15 protein-coding genes are annotated in these 16,339 nt (G+C 68.0%); 9 read left to right on the top strand and 6 right to left on the bottom strand.

Annotation, left to right across the window (positions count from 1 at the left end; genetic code table 11):
• Positions 1-2: 2 nt before the first annotated feature.
• From ACI3KU_RS01105 to ACI3KU_RS01080, 6 genes are all read right to left on the bottom strand, one after another.
• On the bottom strand, positions 3-1,052 hold the full coding sequence (locus ACI3KU_RS01105) for a permease (RefSeq protein WP_404920436.1): 1,050 nt from the start codon (positions 1,050-1,052) through the stop codon (positions 3-5).
• Positions 1,053-1,061: 9 nt separating this feature from the next.
• Entirely contained in the window at positions 1,062-1,955 is an 894-nt protein-coding gene (locus ACI3KU_RS01100; RefSeq protein WP_404920435.1) for a metal ABC transporter permease, read from the bottom strand.
• The gene (locus ACI3KU_RS01095; RefSeq protein ID WP_404920492.1) at positions 1,952-2,725 is read right to left on the bottom strand and encodes a metal ABC transporter ATP-binding protein; all 774 of its coding nucleotides are present in this window, start codon (positions 2,723-2,725) and stop codon (positions 1,952-1,954) included. Before ACI3KU_RS01095 ends, ACI3KU_RS01100 begins: the two co-directional genes overlap by 4 nt.
• A 50-nt stretch (positions 2,726-2,775) precedes the next feature.
• Positions 2,776-3,822 carry a metal ABC transporter solute-binding protein, Zn/Mn family gene (locus ACI3KU_RS01090; protein WP_404920434.1) on the bottom strand — a complete coding sequence of 349 codons (1,047 nt, stop codon included), beginning with the start codon at positions 3,820-3,822 and terminating at the stop codon, positions 2,776-2,778.
• Positions 3,823-3,958: 136 nt separating this feature from the next.
• Entirely contained in the window at positions 3,959-5,692 is a 1,734-nt protein-coding gene (locus ACI3KU_RS01085) for a dihydroxy-acid dehydratase (protein WP_404920433.1), read from the bottom strand.
• Positions 5,689-7,137: a hypothetical protein gene (locus ACI3KU_RS01080; RefSeq protein WP_404920432.1), complete on the bottom strand. Its 1,449-nt coding sequence runs from the start codon at positions 7,135-7,137 to the stop codon at positions 5,689-5,691. Before ACI3KU_RS01080 ends, ACI3KU_RS01085 begins: the two co-directional genes overlap by 4 nt.
• A 175-nt stretch (positions 7,138-7,312) precedes the next feature.
• Between ACI3KU_RS01080 and ACI3KU_RS01075 the strand changes: the two genes are divergently transcribed.
• From ACI3KU_RS01075 to ACI3KU_RS01035, 9 genes are read left to right on the top strand one after another with little or no spacing between them, the layout of a single operon-like run.
• Positions 7,313-7,837 carry a GNAT family N-acetyltransferase gene (locus tag ACI3KU_RS01075; RefSeq protein WP_404920431.1) on the top strand — a complete coding sequence of 175 codons (525 nt, stop codon included), beginning with the start codon at positions 7,313-7,315 and terminating at the stop codon, positions 7,835-7,837.
• Between the two features lie 39 nt (positions 7,838-7,876).
• Positions 7,877-9,016: a Gfo/Idh/MocA family protein gene (locus tag ACI3KU_RS01070; protein WP_404920430.1), complete on the top strand. Its 1,140-nt coding sequence runs from the start codon at positions 7,877-7,879 to the stop codon at positions 9,014-9,016.
• 55 nt (positions 9,017-9,071) lie between these two features.
• Positions 9,072-10,364: an ABC transporter substrate-binding protein gene (locus ACI3KU_RS01065; protein WP_404920429.1), complete on the top strand. Its 1,293-nt coding sequence runs from the start codon at positions 9,072-9,074 to the stop codon at positions 10,362-10,364.
• 10 nt (positions 10,365-10,374) lie between these two features.
• The gene (locus tag ACI3KU_RS01060) at positions 10,375-11,340 is read left to right on the top strand and encodes a carbohydrate ABC transporter permease (protein ID WP_404920428.1); all 966 of its coding nucleotides are present in this window, start codon (positions 10,375-10,377) and stop codon (positions 11,338-11,340) included.
• A complete protein-coding gene (locus ACI3KU_RS01055) occupies positions 11,333-12,187 on the top strand; it encodes a carbohydrate ABC transporter permease (RefSeq protein WP_404920427.1) in 855 nt (284 codons plus the stop codon). Before ACI3KU_RS01060 ends, ACI3KU_RS01055 begins: the two co-directional genes overlap by 8 nt.
• Positions 12,188-12,194: 7 nt before the next feature.
• Entirely contained in the window at positions 12,195-12,992 is a 798-nt protein-coding gene (locus ACI3KU_RS01050) for an IclR family transcriptional regulator (protein ID WP_404920426.1), read from the top strand.
• Positions 12,989-13,852, top strand: coding sequence for an SDR family NAD(P)-dependent oxidoreductase (locus ACI3KU_RS01045; RefSeq protein WP_404920425.1), 864 nt, complete (start codon positions 12,989-12,991; stop codon positions 13,850-13,852). Before ACI3KU_RS01050 ends, ACI3KU_RS01045 begins: the two co-directional genes overlap by 4 nt.
• A complete protein-coding gene (locus ACI3KU_RS01040; protein ID WP_404920424.1) occupies positions 13,849-14,736 on the top strand; it encodes a hypothetical protein in 888 nt (295 codons plus the stop codon). Before ACI3KU_RS01045 ends, ACI3KU_RS01040 begins: the two co-directional genes overlap by 4 nt.
• Complete coding sequence (locus ACI3KU_RS01035) at positions 14,733-16,295, top strand: aldehyde dehydrogenase family protein (protein ID WP_404920423.1); 1,563 nt, start codon at positions 14,733-14,735, stop codon at positions 16,293-16,295. Before ACI3KU_RS01040 ends, ACI3KU_RS01035 begins: the two co-directional genes overlap by 4 nt.
• Positions 16,296-16,339: the final 44 nt, after the last annotated feature.

Genomic DNA, 16,339 nt, shown 5'->3' with positions numbered 1-16,339 from the left:
GTTCAGCCGACAAGGTTCACCCCCAGGGCGATCGCGAAAGCGCTGAGGATGACGACCACGACGATTCCCGCGAGAGCGCGAACCGAGAAGGTCGTGCGCATCAGCGCGAGCATCTTCACGTCCACGATCGGGCCGACGAGCAGGAACGCGATGATCGATCCGGTGGAGAAGGTCGAGGCCATGGACAGCGCGAAGAACGCGTCCACGTTGGAGCACAGTGCCACCGTGAGGGCCAGCACGATCATCGTCACGATGGAGAGCACGGGATTGGAGCCGATGGCCACCAGCACGTCGCGGGGGATGAGCACCTGCACGGCACCGGCGATGGCCGATCCGATGACGAGGGCGGGCATCACCGCGCGCAGCTCGATCACCAGCTGCGCGAGCGAGCGGCGGCCACGGCTGCCCGTGACGGCGTCTTCGGCGCGCTGGTCGAGACGGAATCGCTCGGTGAGGAGCTTGTCGGGATCGTCCTGGCGCGAGTAGAGCCAGCCGATGAGGTTCGCGATGAGGAAGCCGCCGATCACGCGCACGGCCAGAATGCCGCCGTCCCACCCGAAGGCCGCGTGGGTGGTGATGATGACGATCGGATTGACGATCGGCGCCGCCACGAGGAACGTCAGCGTCTCGGCCGGCGCGAAGCCGCGACGCAGGAGTCCGCGCGCGAACGGCACGTTGCCGCACTCGCACACGGGGACGATCATCCCCAGCAGCGACAGCGCGAGTCGACGTGCCCAGGCGCGGCGCGGCAGGATGCGCTCCAGCGCCCCCGGCGGCAGCCACACCTGCACTCCGATGGAGAACAGCACGCCCAGCAGCACAAACGGCATCGACTCGATGAGCACGCTGAGCGAGAGCGTCAGTCCGTCCTGCAGGCGGCGTTCCACCGGGAAGGCCAGGAACTGCGGCACCAGCAGATTGACGATCACCAGCGCCGCGACCGCGCCGAGACCGATGATCAGCGCGTACCCGGCTCCCCCGCGCTTTTCGGGCGCACGACCATATCCCGCCCGATCCGAGGATCGCGCGGTGCCGGCGGGGGCGGACGTCATGAAACGAGCCTAGGCGGCCGCTCCGACAATCTCTCGGGAGTTCCCTTTGATTCGCGCTCGCCGCTCGGCGGGCCGACCGACGATCCTGCAGACCAGGTAGATGAGGAACGAGACGGTAGTGATGTACGGGCTCACCGGCAGGGTGCCGGCAACGGCGAGCAGAATGCCGCCCACTGCTGAGACCACACCGAAACTGGCGGCCAGCATCGGCACCAGGATGGGGCCGGTGGCCACACGCATCGCCGCCGCTGCCGGAGTGACCACGAGGGCCATCACCAGAAGTGCCCCGATGATGTGCACACTGACCGCGACGATCAGTCCGAGCAACAGCATGAACACCAGCGAAACCGCGGTGGTCGGGACCCCGCGAGCCGCGGCGGACTGCGGGTCGAGCGAATCGAAACGCAGCGGTCGCCAGATCAGCACGAGACCGATCAGGACGACGAGGGCGATGGCGGACAGCCACACCACCTGCCCCTGATCGACCGACACGATCTGGCCGGTGAGCAGGCTGAACCGAGTGGCGCTTCGACCGTTGTAGAGGGAGAGGAACAGGATGCCGAGGCCGAGGCCGAACGGCATGAGCACACCGATGATCGAGTTGCGATCACGGGCTTTCGAGCCGAGCAGGCCGATGATGGCGGCGGCGACCACCGAGCCGATGATCGATCCGGTGACGACGTCGGCCCCGATGAGGAGAGCGGCCGCGGCGCCCGCGAACGACAGCTCGCTGATGCCGTGGACCGCGAAGGCCATGTCACGCTGCATCACGAAGATGCCGATCAGCCCGCCCACGAGTCCCAGGATCGCGCCGGCCCAGAGGGAGTTGCCCACGAGTCCGAGGATCTCCCCATAGAAGGGCAGTCCGCCCCAGAGGGCCTCGCTGATGTCGTCCCAGTTCATTCGTGGTCCTCGTGATGATGATGCGCGGCCTCGGCAGCGTCAGGCGCACCGAGAACCACCAGTCGGCCATCCGAGTTCAGCACCGTGACGGGGGCGCCGTACAGATCCGACAGCGTCTGCGAGGTGAGCACCTCGGACGGCTTGCCCAGCACGAAGCCGCCGTGAGTCAGGTACAGGATGCGATCGACGTGCTCGAGCACCGGATTGATGTCGTGCGTGACCAGCAGCACGCCGGCCTGATGCTCGCGTCGATACGTGTCGATCAGCGACACGACGGCCTGCTGGTTGGCGAGGTCGAGGCTGGTGAGCGGTTCGTCACAGAGCAGGAGGCCCGGATCATCCGCGAGCGCTTGACCGGCGCGGAGTCGCTGCTGCTCGCCGCCGGAGAGCAGGCCCACGGGACGATCGGCGAAGGAAGTGGCGCCCACCGCCGCGATCAGTCGGTCGACGCGCTCCCGATCGGTCCGGCGCGGAAGCGGGATGCCGAAGCGATGCCCGTTGACGCCGAGCGCGACCAGGTCGCGGCCACGCAACGAGGTGTCTGCGGGCAGCGGTCGCTGCTGGGGGATGTAGCCGACCTTCCGATTGCCGTGGCGGAGCACCCGCTCCCCCAGCACCTCCACGGTCCCGCGACTCAGGGAGTCCAGACCGAGAACGGCCCGCAGCAGGCTGGTCTTGCCAGCACCGCTCGGCCCGAGGACGGCGACCAGCTCACCGGGCGCGACCGTGAGGTCCAAACCCGACCACAGCTCGCGATCGGCGCGGTGCATCGCGCCGCCGGTGATCCGCAGCGGTGTCGTGGTCAGTGGTGATGCAGCGCTCACGCGCCGCGTGCCAGGTCGGTGGTGAGGGCGGTGATGTTGGCCCTCATCCAGGTGAGGTAGCTCTGCCCCTCGGGCAGCAGCTCGGCGAACTCCACCACGGGGACGCCCTCCTTCTCGGCTTCCTGCGACACCTGGGTGGTCTCGGATCCGCCGGTCTGCGCGTTCACGATAACAGCGCTCAGCTCGCCGGACTGGATGATCTTGAGCGAGGCGAGCAGCGTGGCGGGCGGGACGTCCTGCCCCTCCTCGACGGCCTCGGAGAAGGCGCCGGGCGTCTCGTTGACGAGACCCATGCGGTCCGTGAGGCGCAGCGGCACGGGCTCGGTGACGAAGATGCTCTTGCCGGCATACTGCGTCTTCGCATCGGCGAGCTGGGTGTCGAGCGCGTCGATGCCGGCACCGAACTCCGCGGCCCGCTGGGTGAAGTCGGAGGCGTGCGTCGGGTCGAGCTTGCCAAGTTCGGTGGCGATCTGGTCGGCGACCGCGCGCATGATGTCCGGGTCGTACCAGACGTGCTCGTTGAACGCGGTCTCGTGGTCGTCCGCCGACTCGGAGGCGTCTTCCGTCGCGTGGTCGTGGTCGTGGTCGTGGTCGTCCGCCGACTCAGTGGCGTGAGCGTCCTCGTCAGCGTGATCCGAGTGGTCGTGCTCGTTCTCCAGCTCCTCGGGAGCATCCGACGCGGATTCGGCCGCCACGATCACGGGCGCACCCTCCGGGATGAGGCCCGGCATGTACGAGTCGTACCCGCCGCCATTCATCACGAACAGGTCTGCATGGCTGGCCAGCAGCTTGTCGCCGACGGCGACCTCATACTCGTGGGGATCTTGGGCTGCCTTGGTGATGATCGCGTCGACCACCACGTCGCCCCCGCCGACCGCCGAGGCGATATCGGCGTAGACGTTCGTGGTGGCCAACACGTGGGGACGCGGGTCGTTCGTCGCGTCATCCGTGGACACCGCTGATCCGGCAGCCGTCGAGCAGCCCGCGAGGGCCACCAGCGAGAGGGCGAGAGGAGCGATGAGGAGGACGCGACGGGAGGTCATGCCTTCACACTATCGCTAATGAGAATCGTTCTCAAATCATGGACCTATTCGGAGATGGAAAGCGCATCCGCCGCGACGCTCGCGGATGCGCGTTCCATCTTCCACCCGGCCGCGGTCAGGAGGGGCCCGGCGGCGGTCAGGAGCGCCCGATCACGGGATCGATACGCACGCGATGCGCGGGGGTCGGAGCGGTCAGGAAGTCGAGGTCGGCTCCCCGGTCGGCCTGCTCAACATGTCGCACGTAGAGCAGTGGCCAGCCGCGAAGATGCGGCGACACCGGCGGCGTCCACTCGCTGCGGCGACGTTCGATCTCGTCCGGCGAGACCTCCCAGTCGATCGTTCCGGCCTCGACGTCCACACTGATCATGTCCCCGTCGCGGACGAGCCCGATCGGTCCGCCGACAGCGCCCTCGGGAGAGGTGTGCAGGAAGACCGTGCCGAAGCTCGTTCCGCTCATGCGTGCGTCGCTGATGCGCACCATGTCGGTAATGCCCTCGTTCAGCAGGCGACGAGGGATCGGGATCATCCCCCACTCGGGCATGCCCGGGACGCCGACGGGGCCGCAGCCGGTGAGCACCAGCACGTGATCTGCCGTGACGTCGAGGTCGAGGTCTTCGGTGCGCGTGCGCATGTCGTCGTAGCCGTGGAACACGAGCGCGGGGCCGCGATGCCGCCACAGTCGCGGATCGGAGGCGGAGGCCTTGATCACCGCCGATCCGGGCGCGAGGGTGCCCGATACGGCACGGATGGCGGGACCGGCGACGACGGGATCATCGAGCTGTCGAACGGTACGGCTCGACGCGTTGGGGGCGAGAGGGGCGCGCGCGGAGCCGCGGAGGCTGTCACCGGTACAGGTGATCGGCTCGGCCTCGATCAGCTCGCCAAGCTCGAACAGGAGTGCCGGCACACCGCCGGCACTATCGAGCTCCCGCATGAGGCCACGCCCGCTCGGCTGCACATCGGCGATGACCGAGACACCCTCGCCGGCCGCGGTGACCTCGGCCGGGCCGAACGTGATGCCGGCGCGTCCGGCGATCGCGGCCAGGTGGATCACGGCGTTCGTCGACCCGCCCACCGCGTGAAGCACACGCGCGGCATTGCGCAACGATGCCTCCGTCAGGATGCGCGACGGCGTGAGGTTCTCGTCGACCATCTCCACGATCCGCCTTCCGCTGGCGTAGGAGAGGTCCTGGCTCCGATCCTGCCCCGACTGCACCGTGGCCGCCCCCGGAAGCATGAACCCGAGTGCCTCGACGATCATCGCCATCGACGACGCGGTGCCGACGGTGTTGCACGAGCCGGTGCCGCAGGAATAGCAGGCCTCGAAACGTCGCCACTCGGCGCGGTCGATCTCCCCGCTGCGATAGCGATCCATCGCGCGCCAGAGAGCGGTGCCGGTGCCCACCTCGCGCCCATCGAAGATCGCGGCCGGACGATTGCCGCCCACGATCTGAATCGTCGGGAGGTCTGCGCTGACGGCCCCCATGAGGGCGCCCGGGGTCGTCTTATCGCAGTTCGTGAGCAGCACGACGCCATCGACGGGGTTCGCTCGGAGGAGTTCCTCGACCTCCATTGACAGCAGATTTCGATAGAGCATCGCGCTCGGCTTCATGAGCTCTTCACCCAGCGACATCGCGGGCATCACCATCGCGGTGCCGCCGGCATCGGTGACGCCTCGACGCACGTGCTCCGCCAGCTCGCGCAACGGCAGGTTGCACGGGTTGGCGTCACTGCTGGTGTCGATCACGGCGATGGTCGGGCGGCGCTCGTTCTGCTCGATCACACCACCCGCAGCACGCACGGTCGCCCGGTGCGCAAGGGCCACTTCATCATCGCCGTCGAACCATGCTGACGATCGCAGATCGCTCACGAGGCCACCTCATCCCGCTCGAGGCCCAGGTTGATGATCGCGCTCTCGGCAGCTTCGATAAGGTGCTCGAGCGAGCCCGCCGCCACGATGGTCTGCCAGGCCTGATAGCGATTCGCCCGATAGGAGTCCTCGGTGGGCAGATACACCCACCCGGGACCGTTCGTGAGGTTCATGACGATCACCGCCACGCCGGGAAACCGCCTGCGGAGCGTGGACTGCAGCGCGGAATACGCCTCGCCCGGATGCGCGACGAACACCGCGCCACCGAAGCGCCACACCCAGAGCGGATGCACGGGCTTGTCCATATCCGTGTAGGTGCGACGAAGGCGCTCGGCGCGTCGCACCCGCTCCGCCCGACTGCGGGGATCGATCGTCGCCCACTCGAGTTCCAGCTCGGCGATCGAGGGGAGCTCCTTGAGCAGCACGGGAACCTCCCGCATCTCCGTCGACACGGTGCGGTCGCTCAAGGTGGGCGTCGCGCTCCAGATCGCCAGCGGCGCACCCGACTGGATGACATCGTCGAGCACCAGTGCTCGCCCCGGGGCCGGCATGGTGAGCAGGACGCCGATCGCGGCGTGACCCAGGGACGCGCCGTGACGGTCGGCGAGACCCAGATCATCGCTGTACTGCTCGCGCGGTCCCAGCTCGCCGCTCGCACCCTGAAGGAACAGGCAGGGCGCCGCCGTGTACGACTCGACGACGTCACGCATCGGGCCGACGAAGTCCGTCGACAGCTGGCTGTTGGCGTAGCCGAGGGTGGTCGGGTGGCAGGCGTAGTTCACAACCGTGGCGCGAACGGCACCGTTCGGGGCGGTGAGTCGTCCGACCACGAGCGTCTGATCGGGCTCCTGCGCCGGGTCGAACCCGAGCAGCGCCTGCCCCTCCAACGAGACGTCACGGACGGCGGCGAGCCCGTGCATGCCGGAGGCCCAGACGAGATCGGCGGGGCCGAGATCGTCGATCGCGGCGACGGCCGCCCGTGCCGCTGCCGCGGCGAGCGCATCCAGATACTCCGGCACCAGCTCGCCGCCGGGGAGGTCGACGTCTTCCCGACAGATTGACGGGCCGGCGTGCGTGTGGGTGAGATGCAGGAGCAGCCGGGCGTCCGTGAGTCCCGTGGCCGCGAGGATGGCGCGTCGCACCTGCTGCTCGTCTTCGGTCGTCCGCCACCAGCCGAGGTCAGCGGTGATGATCAGTGAGATCTCGTGCGGCGCTGCCGCGGCATCACCCGACGCCGGAGCCATCGCGAGCGCCGTCAGGGTCAGCGGGGAGTGGACGCCCGTGCTGATGTCGGCGTCCCCATAGCCCCAGTTGCGCATCCGGATGCCGACGGGGGCAGTGATGTCGCTGCGCGCCACACCGGCGAGCCCGGACCACCCCGGAAGCGCATAGCGGGGCAGGCCGTGGGGCTCGGGGACAAGGGGAGACGTGGCAATCGGCGGCACGGATCTGAGGATAGGGAGTAGTTTCCCAACGGCGAAATGTGTTCGCGTGAGCCGAACGCCTCCGGAGTACCCATGACAGTGGTTCGGTAGAGCAGAACGGCGTTGTTCCCTGCCGATCACGTTCATACACTCAACCTCACCGCGAACGCGGAGATCACCCCAGAGGAGTTCGTAGATGACGCAGCTGTTCATGACGCATCCGGGTCCGTTGTCGGCCCTGCAGCTGCCGCCGCTGGCCGAGGGCCTGGAGCTGCGCGCCGCGGGACCCGACGACGAATCGGCGATCGCAGACGTGCTTGCCGAGAGCTTCGAAGAGGAGTGGGATGTCGCCCGGGTCCAGGCGCAGCTCACCGAAGCGTCCGATGTGGCGGTGACGTGGGTCGTCGTGCGAGACGGCGCGATCCTCGGAGTCGCCTCGGAGCGGCTCATGCCCGAGACCTACGCGGACGCGGGCTATGTCCACTACGTGGGCGTCGCCCGCAGCGCTCGCGGGTTGCGCCTCGGTGCCGTGCTGACCGCACGGTGCGTACTGGGGTTCCACGAGCGCGGACTGGCGACAGCCGTGCTCGAGACCGACGACTTCCGCGTGCCCGCCGTCATCACCTACCTGCGGCTGGGATTCATTCCGACCTACCGATCCTCCGATGAGCAGGTCGCCTGGTCGGCGCTGCTACCCACTCTCTTCGCGACGAAGCCCTGACGTCGCGCCCTCCCTTCGCCCGAAAGGTCTGACACCACCATGTCCGAATCAACCAAGCTCCGCGTCGGCATCGTCGGCGCCGTCCGCGGCGGCGGGTTCATCGCCGGGCTCCGCGAGGAGAGCGAGCGCGCCGACCTCGTCGCCGTCTACGACCCGATCCCCGCGTCACGCGAGGCGTTCGCCACGACCAATGAGGTCGAGATCATCTGCGAGAGCTTCGAGCAGCTGCTCGACCACGTCGATCTGGTGATCCTGGCCTCCCCGCAGCAGCACCACACGCCACAAGCGATCGCGGCGCTCGAGCGTGGAATCCACGTGCTCAGCGAGGTGCCCGCCGCGGTGAGTCTGGATCAGGCTCAGGCCCTCGTCGGTGCCGTACGACACTCCAGCGCGATGTACATGATGTCGGAGAACTACGGCTACATCCGCGAGAACCTGATCGTGCGCGAGATGGTGCGCGAGGGCCTGTTCGGATCGCTGTACTACGGCGAGGGGGAGTACCTCCACGAGATGAAGTCGTGGCACACGCTCCCCGATGGCAACCCGACCTGGCGTCACTTCTGGCAGGTGGGCCGCGACGGCATCACCTACCCGACGCACAGTCTCGGCCCTCTGCTGCAGTGGTTCGACGACCGTGTGGTTTCGGTGAGCTGCGTGGGCACCGGACGCCACACCGACATCGAGCACGAGCTGCAGGACACCACGATCCTGCTCGCCCGCACGCTGAAGGGACGTCTTCTCCGCCTGCGCTTCGACCTCCTGTCCAACCGTCCGGAGCTCTACGCGTACTACTCGCTGCAGGGCACCGAGGGCGCCTACGAGGCGGCGCGGACCACCCGTTCGGAGGCGGTCGTCCACCTCCATGGCCGTTCGCCCGAGAACGAGTGGGAGCCGCTGGAGAAGTACGCCGACCGCTTCCTGCCCGCTCGCTATCGTCTCGGTGCCGCGGCGGAGACGCACTGGGGTTCTGACTCCTGGCCCATCCGCGACTTCATCGAGGCGATCGTGAGCGGCACCACGCCCGAGATCGACATCTACGCCGCGCTCGACATGACGCTCCCGGGCATCCTGTCGGAGGCCTCGATCGCCCAGAACGGCGCCTGGGTGCACGTCCCCAACCCCCGTTTCTTCACCGCCGGCATCGGCGTCGAACCGTCCCGCGAGGCGCCGCTCGCCTGAGCGTCTCCCCCACCCGCCGATCCCCTCTCACCCCTTTCGCACCCGAGGAAAAAAGATGACACTCAGATTCACCGCCGCATCCGTTGTCGCCGTCACCGCCGCCCTGGCGTTGGCCGGCTGCTCGTCACCCGGCGCGGGCCCCGCAGATGAGGGCAAGATCGCCGGCGAGGTCACGCTCTGGAGTTACGGCAAGGTCCAGCCGAGCATGACCGACCTCATCACCGGCTTCGAGAAGGCCAACCCGGGGACCACCGTCAAGGTCGTCGAGGAGCCGGGAGATCAGTACTTCGCCCTCCTTCGCGCGGCCCTCACATCAGGGCACGGGCCCGACATCTTCCAGATGTTCCCCGGCGGCTACCAGCAGCAGTTCGCGGACTACTCCCTCGACCTCAGCACCTCGATCGATCGAGCCGAGTTCGAAGCCGTTCAGGGGCAGTTCTTCGCGAAGGACTCCAACCTCGACAATCCTGTGTATGGCGTGCCTCTGGTGAGCAACATGTACTACACGCTCTACAACAAGGAGATCCTCGACAAGGCCGGGGTGACCGAGTTCCCCACCGATTGGGCTGAGACCCAAGCGGCCTGCGACAAGATCACGGCCGCCGGGTTCCTCTGCATCGGTTACGGCAGCGACACGGGCTCGGGCGGTTTCGACGCTTACCAGGACTTCAGCTACATGTCTGGTGCGGCGGTCGGCCTGGCCGGCTGGGACGGGCTCATCGACGGCACGAAGAAGTGGGCGAGCCCGGAGCTGATCGATCAGGTCACGAAGTGGGGCGAACTGCGCACCCAGGGCTTCACGAACGAAGACGTGCTCACCTGGCGCGACGTCCGTACCGATTTCCTGGCCGGCAAGACCGCCATGTACATGACCGGAAGCTGGGATGCCAGTTGGGCAGCCGACGGTCTGGGAGACAAGGTGCACGCCGCCCCGACGCCCTTCAGCGACGACCCGCAGCACGTGCTCATCCGCCTGCAGGACTCGGGCCTGTCCGTCTCGGCAGACAGCAAGAACAAGGCGACGGCGTCCGCATTCGCGGCATACGCCATCTCACCCGAGGGCCAGAAGATCATCGCCGCCGCCGGAGGAGTTCCGGCCCGCACCGGCGTCGAGACTGAGAGCACGATCAACCAGGAGATCATCAGCGCTTCGGAAGCCGGCAAGTGGACGGTGATGCCGATGATGGACAACTTCCTCGACGCATCGGTCACGACCGCCCTGCGGTCTTCGCTCAACCAGGTGATGGCCGGGCAGCTCACGGCCGAGGAGGCACTCACGAAGGTGGATCAGGCGACCGCGGCCGTCCCCGAGAGCGAGCGCGTCACGTACAACCTCTCGGGCAAGTAGGCCTTCGACCATGACCGTCGACCTCGGCCCCGCGCCGGTCGCGACCCCCGCCGTTCGGCGGGGGTCGCGAGGCGGCACCCCTACCCCACGCCCCGCTGCGTCGGGGGTTGCTCGACAGCGCCGCCGCTGGGGCATGCTCTTCGTGCTTCCCGCCGCCGTCCTGGTTCTGCTCCTCATCGTCGTTCCCAGCGTCCAGGGCCTGTACTACTCCTTCACCGACTGGAACGGCCGAACGGCGCAGTGGGTGGGCCTGGACAACTACGTCTCGGGGATCTTCCTCTCGCCCGACTTCGCGCGGATCGCCATCAACAGCCTGTGTGTCGTGCTGTCGGTGCCGTTCGGGGTGGGATTGTCACTCATCGTGGCCAACCTGCTGGCCAACAGCACGTGGGGACGGACCTGGTTCCGGGCGATCTACTTCCTGCCGATCGCGCTGTCATGGGTCGTGATCGGCATCACGTTCGCCTATCTGCTCTCCGGCCGCGGACCGATCAACGCGCTCCTCTCGGCCGTCGGGCTCGGACTGTTCAGCCAGGATTGGCTGGGCGGCGAGACCTCGGCCCTGGTCAGCATCATTCTGGTGTTCAACTGGTCGTACTTCGGCATCAACGTGGTGCTCCTCTTCACCGGTATGACTACGGCCGACGCATCGATCACCGAGGCGGCACGTCTGGACGGCGCGCACGGCATCAAGATGTTCGTGCACATCGTCATCCCTCAGGTGCGTCGCTACATCGAGCTGTCGCTGATCATGACGATGACCGCCGCGATCACGCAGATCTTCGCCCTCATCTACACCATGACCTCGGGCGGTCCGGGGGTGGCGACAACCACCCTGGAGTACGCGCTCTACACGCGATCCTTCAGCCTCGGCCACTTCTCCCAGGGCGCCGCCTTCGGCATCCTCCTGTTCCTCGTCTCGCTCGTGTTCGCCGTCGTGCGCCTTCGTGCCGGAGTGAAAGCTGATGATGACTGACTACGCCCCCCGCCTCGCGGTTCGTCCCTCCGAGCGCAGACGCCTCGACCGGATGCGGTCGTTCTTCTCCACCGGAGCGACCCGCGCGGTCCTTCTTCTCCTGGCCGCCGGCACGCTGGCGCCGGCCGGGTTCATGGTCGTGAAGTCCTTCACTGCGCAGGACGGCAGCAATGCCATCTCCTTTCAGGCCTGGGCTGCCGTGCTCAGCGGCCAGCTGCCGCAGGCGGGTCTCATCTCACTGTCGGTGAGCGTCATCGCGATCGCGGTGATCCTGAGCGTCGGCACGATCGCGGCTTTCGGCTTCGCAAAGCTCCGCTTCCGCGGCTCACAGCCGATCATGGCGGTCATCGTCGTGCTCATGCTGGTGCCCGGCCAGACCTTCCTCATCACGGAGTACTTCAACTTCAGCCAGTTGGGTCTCATCGGCAACATCCCCGCGGTCGGGGTGCTCTACGGCGCGACGCAGCTGCCCTTCGCCATCTTCATTTTCACGAACTACTTCCGTGCCGTTCCCGACGAGCTGGTCGAGGCCGCCGTCATCGACGGAGCCTCGTACCCGCGAGCGTTCTGGAGCATCTTCGTCCCCTTGGCACGCCCCGCGATGGTCACGGTGGGCGTGCTCACCTTCATCGGCGTCTGGAACGATCTGCTCATTGCTCTGCTGTTCCTGCCGACGCCGGGACAGCGGACCCTCAGCGTCGTGATGGCGGGAGCGCAGGACACCCGGGTCTTCGATGTGAGCCAGGTGATGGCGGGCGCGCTCCTCAGCGCGATCCCGTGCATCATCGTCTATCTCATCTTCCAGCGACAGATCGCCGTCGGACTGACGGCCGGAACAGGGAAGTAGGACGCCGATGACCTCTCCGAACACTTCCGACCCCGCGGGGCGGTACACGCTGCGCAGCATCTCGCGCGCGATCGACGTCCTGGAGATCCTCGCCGCATCAGACGCCGCACTCGGAGCGAGCGACGTGGCCAGGGAACTGGGTTCATCCAAGAGCACCGCCTTCGCGATCCTGCAGACCCTGGAGGAGCGCAATCTCGTGAGCTCCTCCGGTGAGGGGTTCCAGCGGCGCTACGCACTGGGTCTCGGCCTCGCCCGCCTCGGCCATCGTGCGGTGAGTCGCATGTCGCTATTGGATGCCGCCATGCCGCATCTCGAACAGCTGACGAAGACCACGAAACTGTCGTCTCGCGTCGCGACGATGTCCCAGGGCATCGCGGTGGTGCTCGGCCAGGTCGACGGGCCGAACCTCATCCGCTTCGACCTGAACATGGGCGGCCGGGAACGCCTGCACTGTACGGGGATCGGAAAGGCGATCCTCGGGCAGTACACCGACGCGGAGATCGTCGATCTGGCCGAGCAGACGGGCCTGCCTCGCCGCACCGTGCACACGATCACCTCCATCGACGCCCTCTTGCACGACATCGCCACCGTGCGTGCGCGAGGCTTCTCCGTCGATGACGAGGAGGACGCCGAGGGCGTCCTCTGCATCGGCGCCCCGCTCGTCGATCACACCGGCGCCTGTGCGGGAGGGATCAGCATCACCGGGTTGAAGATGGGCCAGTCGCGTGAGCGGGTGCTGCGCCTCGGCGACCTCGTGATGGCCACCGCCACCGCCATTTCACGACAGATGGGAGCAGCAGTATGAGCGCATCACTGTTCGACCTCACCGCGAAGCGCGTGCTTCTCACGGGTGCGGCAGGAGGCATCGGTTCAGCTCTGGCGATCGGCCTCGCCGAAGCGGGAGCCAACCTCGTCCTCACCGAACGCCCCGGCATCGAGCCGTCCGCGCAGCTCGTCGATGCGCTGGAGCGCACCGGACGCACCGTGACCTGGCGCTTCCAAGACCTCACGCGCGCCGAGGAGCTCCCCGGCTTCGTCGACGAGGTCTGGGCGGATGGACCCATCGACGTGCTCATCAACAACGCGGGCTTCGCGACGATGGATCACTTCAACCGGCTGGACTTCGCCGCCTGGCGGGCCACCATGGCTGTCGACCTCGACGCGCCGTTCCTGCTGAGTCAACGCGTGGCAGAGCACATGATCCACGACGGCATCGCCGGCCGGATCATCATGATCTCGTCGAAGAACGGCTTGCAGGCGGAGCCTGGCCTCGCGCACTACAACGCGGCCAAGGGCGGGCTCGAGCTGCTGGCGCGCAGCCTCGCCGTCGAGCTCGGTCCGCACGGCATCACGGTGAACACCGTCTGCCCGGGGATGGTCGAGACCAACCTCGGCGGCGAGTTCCCGCTGGACTGGGATGCCTTCGTGGCGTACTACCGCGAGCACATCCCGCTGCGCGGGCGTTTCGCTGATCCCGCCGAGATGGTGGGGCCGGTGCTGTTTCTGGCCTCCGAGGCCGGATCGTACGTGACCGGACATGCGCTGGTCGTCGATGGCGGCGTCCTCGCCAATCAAGTGCCGCGCCTCGCATTCATGACCCCTTTCCGCGATGGCATCACCGACGCCGTCGCACCCTCCACCACTGACGAGGAGCTCCCCCGATGAAGGCACAGCAGTATCTGACGTCCCTGGGCCTGCCCGGCGGCGACGACTTCTCGCTGCCCACCAGCACGCTGCGTTTCGCCGACGGCACGCCATTCCATATCGAGATCCCCTCCGTCGAGGGCCCGCGCGCAATGGAAGCCGTGATCGACGAAGCAGCCCAGCGCGGCCTCACCGTCCACCGAGTGAGCCAGGGCAGCGGCATCTGGATGCTCACGGACGAGGAGATCATCCGCATGGTGGATCTCGGCCGAGCGCACGACATCGAGGTGTGCCTGTTCGTCGGGCCCCGGGCGGGATGGGACACCGGTGCCCAGGCATCCAGCCCCGGTGGATCGGTTGTCGCCGGGTCGCTGCGCGGCGGGGATCAGCTGGCGTACGGCATCCAGGAGGTCGTGCGTGGATGCGAGCTGGGCCTGCGCTCGGTGCTCGTCGCCGATCTCGGACAGCTCGCCGTGCTGGGCAAACTGAAGCGGCGTGGCGACCTGCCGAGCGATCTCGTGCTGAAGGTGTCGGCATCGCTCCCGGTCTCGAACCCCGCCGGCGCTCAGCTGCTCGAGGAACTCGGCGCCACGAGCCTGAACGTCGCCGTCGATCTCAGCCTGCCGACGCTCGCCGCCATCCGCTCGGCGGTGTCGATCCCGCTCGATCTGTACATCGAGAGCTCGGACGATTTCGGCGGTGTGATGCGGTACTACGAGATTCCGGAGATCGTGCGCGTGGCCGCGCCGGTGCACCTGAAGTTCGCGGTCCGCAACTCGCCGTCGTTGTACCCGATGGCCGGGCACCTGGCCGAGGTTCTCGACGCGACCGCTCGCGAGCGGGTGCGGCGCGCATCGCTCGGGCTCGGAGTCCTCGCACGCACCCTCGCGGAAGCGGGCGCGTGACCACGGGCGAGCTCGGCCCCGACGCGGCCGACGCCGGCATCGTCGCGGGTCGAGCCGCGGTGGGCGAGGCTGGCACCGAGTTCTCAAGTCGCACCGTGCGAACCGGACGGCCCCGAGCGATGATGTTCGCCGATGCCACGGAGGCGGAGGCGGAGGCCGCAGCAGATGCGGCCGCCGCGGCGTTCCTCCACGTGCAGACGCAGGACGAGGGCCGCAGCCCGAGTGCGCTCCTGCGCTCCATCGCCGCGGCGGTGGAAGATCGACGGGCTGATCTCGTGCGGATCGCCGCCGATGAGACCGGCCTCGCCCCGACGCGGCTCGAAGGCGAACTCACCCGCACCACCGCCCAGCTCGAGCTGCTCGCGGCAGAAGCCGCGGCGCGCAGCGGCCGCGCACTCGATGTGGACCCCGGCACGGACGTGGCACCCGAGCTGGTCCTCGGCCAGGTGCCCCTGGGGCCCGTGGCGGTGTTCGGCGCCAGCAACTTCCCGTTCGCGTTCGGAGTGCTCGGTGGCGACACCGCTGCAGCCCTTGCCGCCGGCTGCCCCGTGGTGGCGAAAGGGCACCCCGCGCACCCCGAGACGAGTCAGCTCTTCGGGGAGATCGTGACGCAGACACTCGAGCGCGAAGGGTGGCCCGCGGGCTGGTTCTCGCTGCTCCACGGTCGGGGCACTCGCATCGGCCAGGCGCTCGTGACCGCAGACGGGATCGCGGCGGCGGCGTTCACGGGATCGACGCGGGGCGGCCTCGCGCTCGCCGCGGCCGCCGCGCGACGCCGTGTGCCGATCCCCGTGTTCGCCGAGCTGGGCGGCATCAACGCGCTGTATCTGCTGCCGCACGCAGCGAGCGATGCCGCGGCCGACGCGGCGTCCGCCTTCATCGACGGGCTCACGCGCTCGGTGACCGGTGACGGCGGCCAGTTCTGCACCAAGCCCGGACTGCTCGTCCTCGTGGATGACGAAGCGTCACGTCGTGTGGTCGACGGGCTCACGCGGGCACTCGCGCAGGTGAGCTCTTCACCTCTGCTCACGCCCGGCATCCATGCGGCGCTGGTGACAGGGCAAGACCGTTTGAGCTCACATGCGGGAGTCACCGTTCTTCACGAGGGGCCTTCCGCCGATCAGTCGTCGACCGCGCCTGTTGCCAGCTTTCTCGCCGCCGTGTCGAGTCACGCGCTGCGCTCTGACCCGACGATCGCCGAGGAGCTCTTCGGCCCGGCACTGGTCGTCGTCCGCTGCAAGAGCGTGGCAGATCTCGTCGACCTCGTCGGCGCGATCCCCCCGGGCCTCACCGCTACCGTGCACGCGGGCGCCGATGATGCGTCCACGGCGGCAGCGCTGCTGCGCCGACTGCGTCTGCGCGCCGGACGAGTGCTGTTCGGTGGCTTTCCCACGGGTGTGCGTGTGGGACGGGCGACGACGCACGGCGGGCCGTTCCCCGCGACGACGGCTCCCGGGACCACGTCTGTCGGCGCGCGCGCGATCGATCGCTTCGTGCGGCCCGTCACCTACCAGGACCTCCCCGCCGACCTTCGCGAGCGCGCACTGACCTGGACGTGACGACTGCCGCGATGAGAGATCGAAAACCCACCCGCCACGTAGCT

It is taken from the genome of Microbacterium sp. ZW T5_56, assembly GCF_044987425.1.
In the GTDB taxonomy this organism is placed as follows: Bacteria; Actinomycetota; Actinomycetes; order Actinomycetales; family Microbacteriaceae; genus Microbacterium.
The sequence above is the reverse complement of the archived record's forward strand: the minus strand, read 5'-3'. Positions and strand labels throughout refer to the sequence as shown.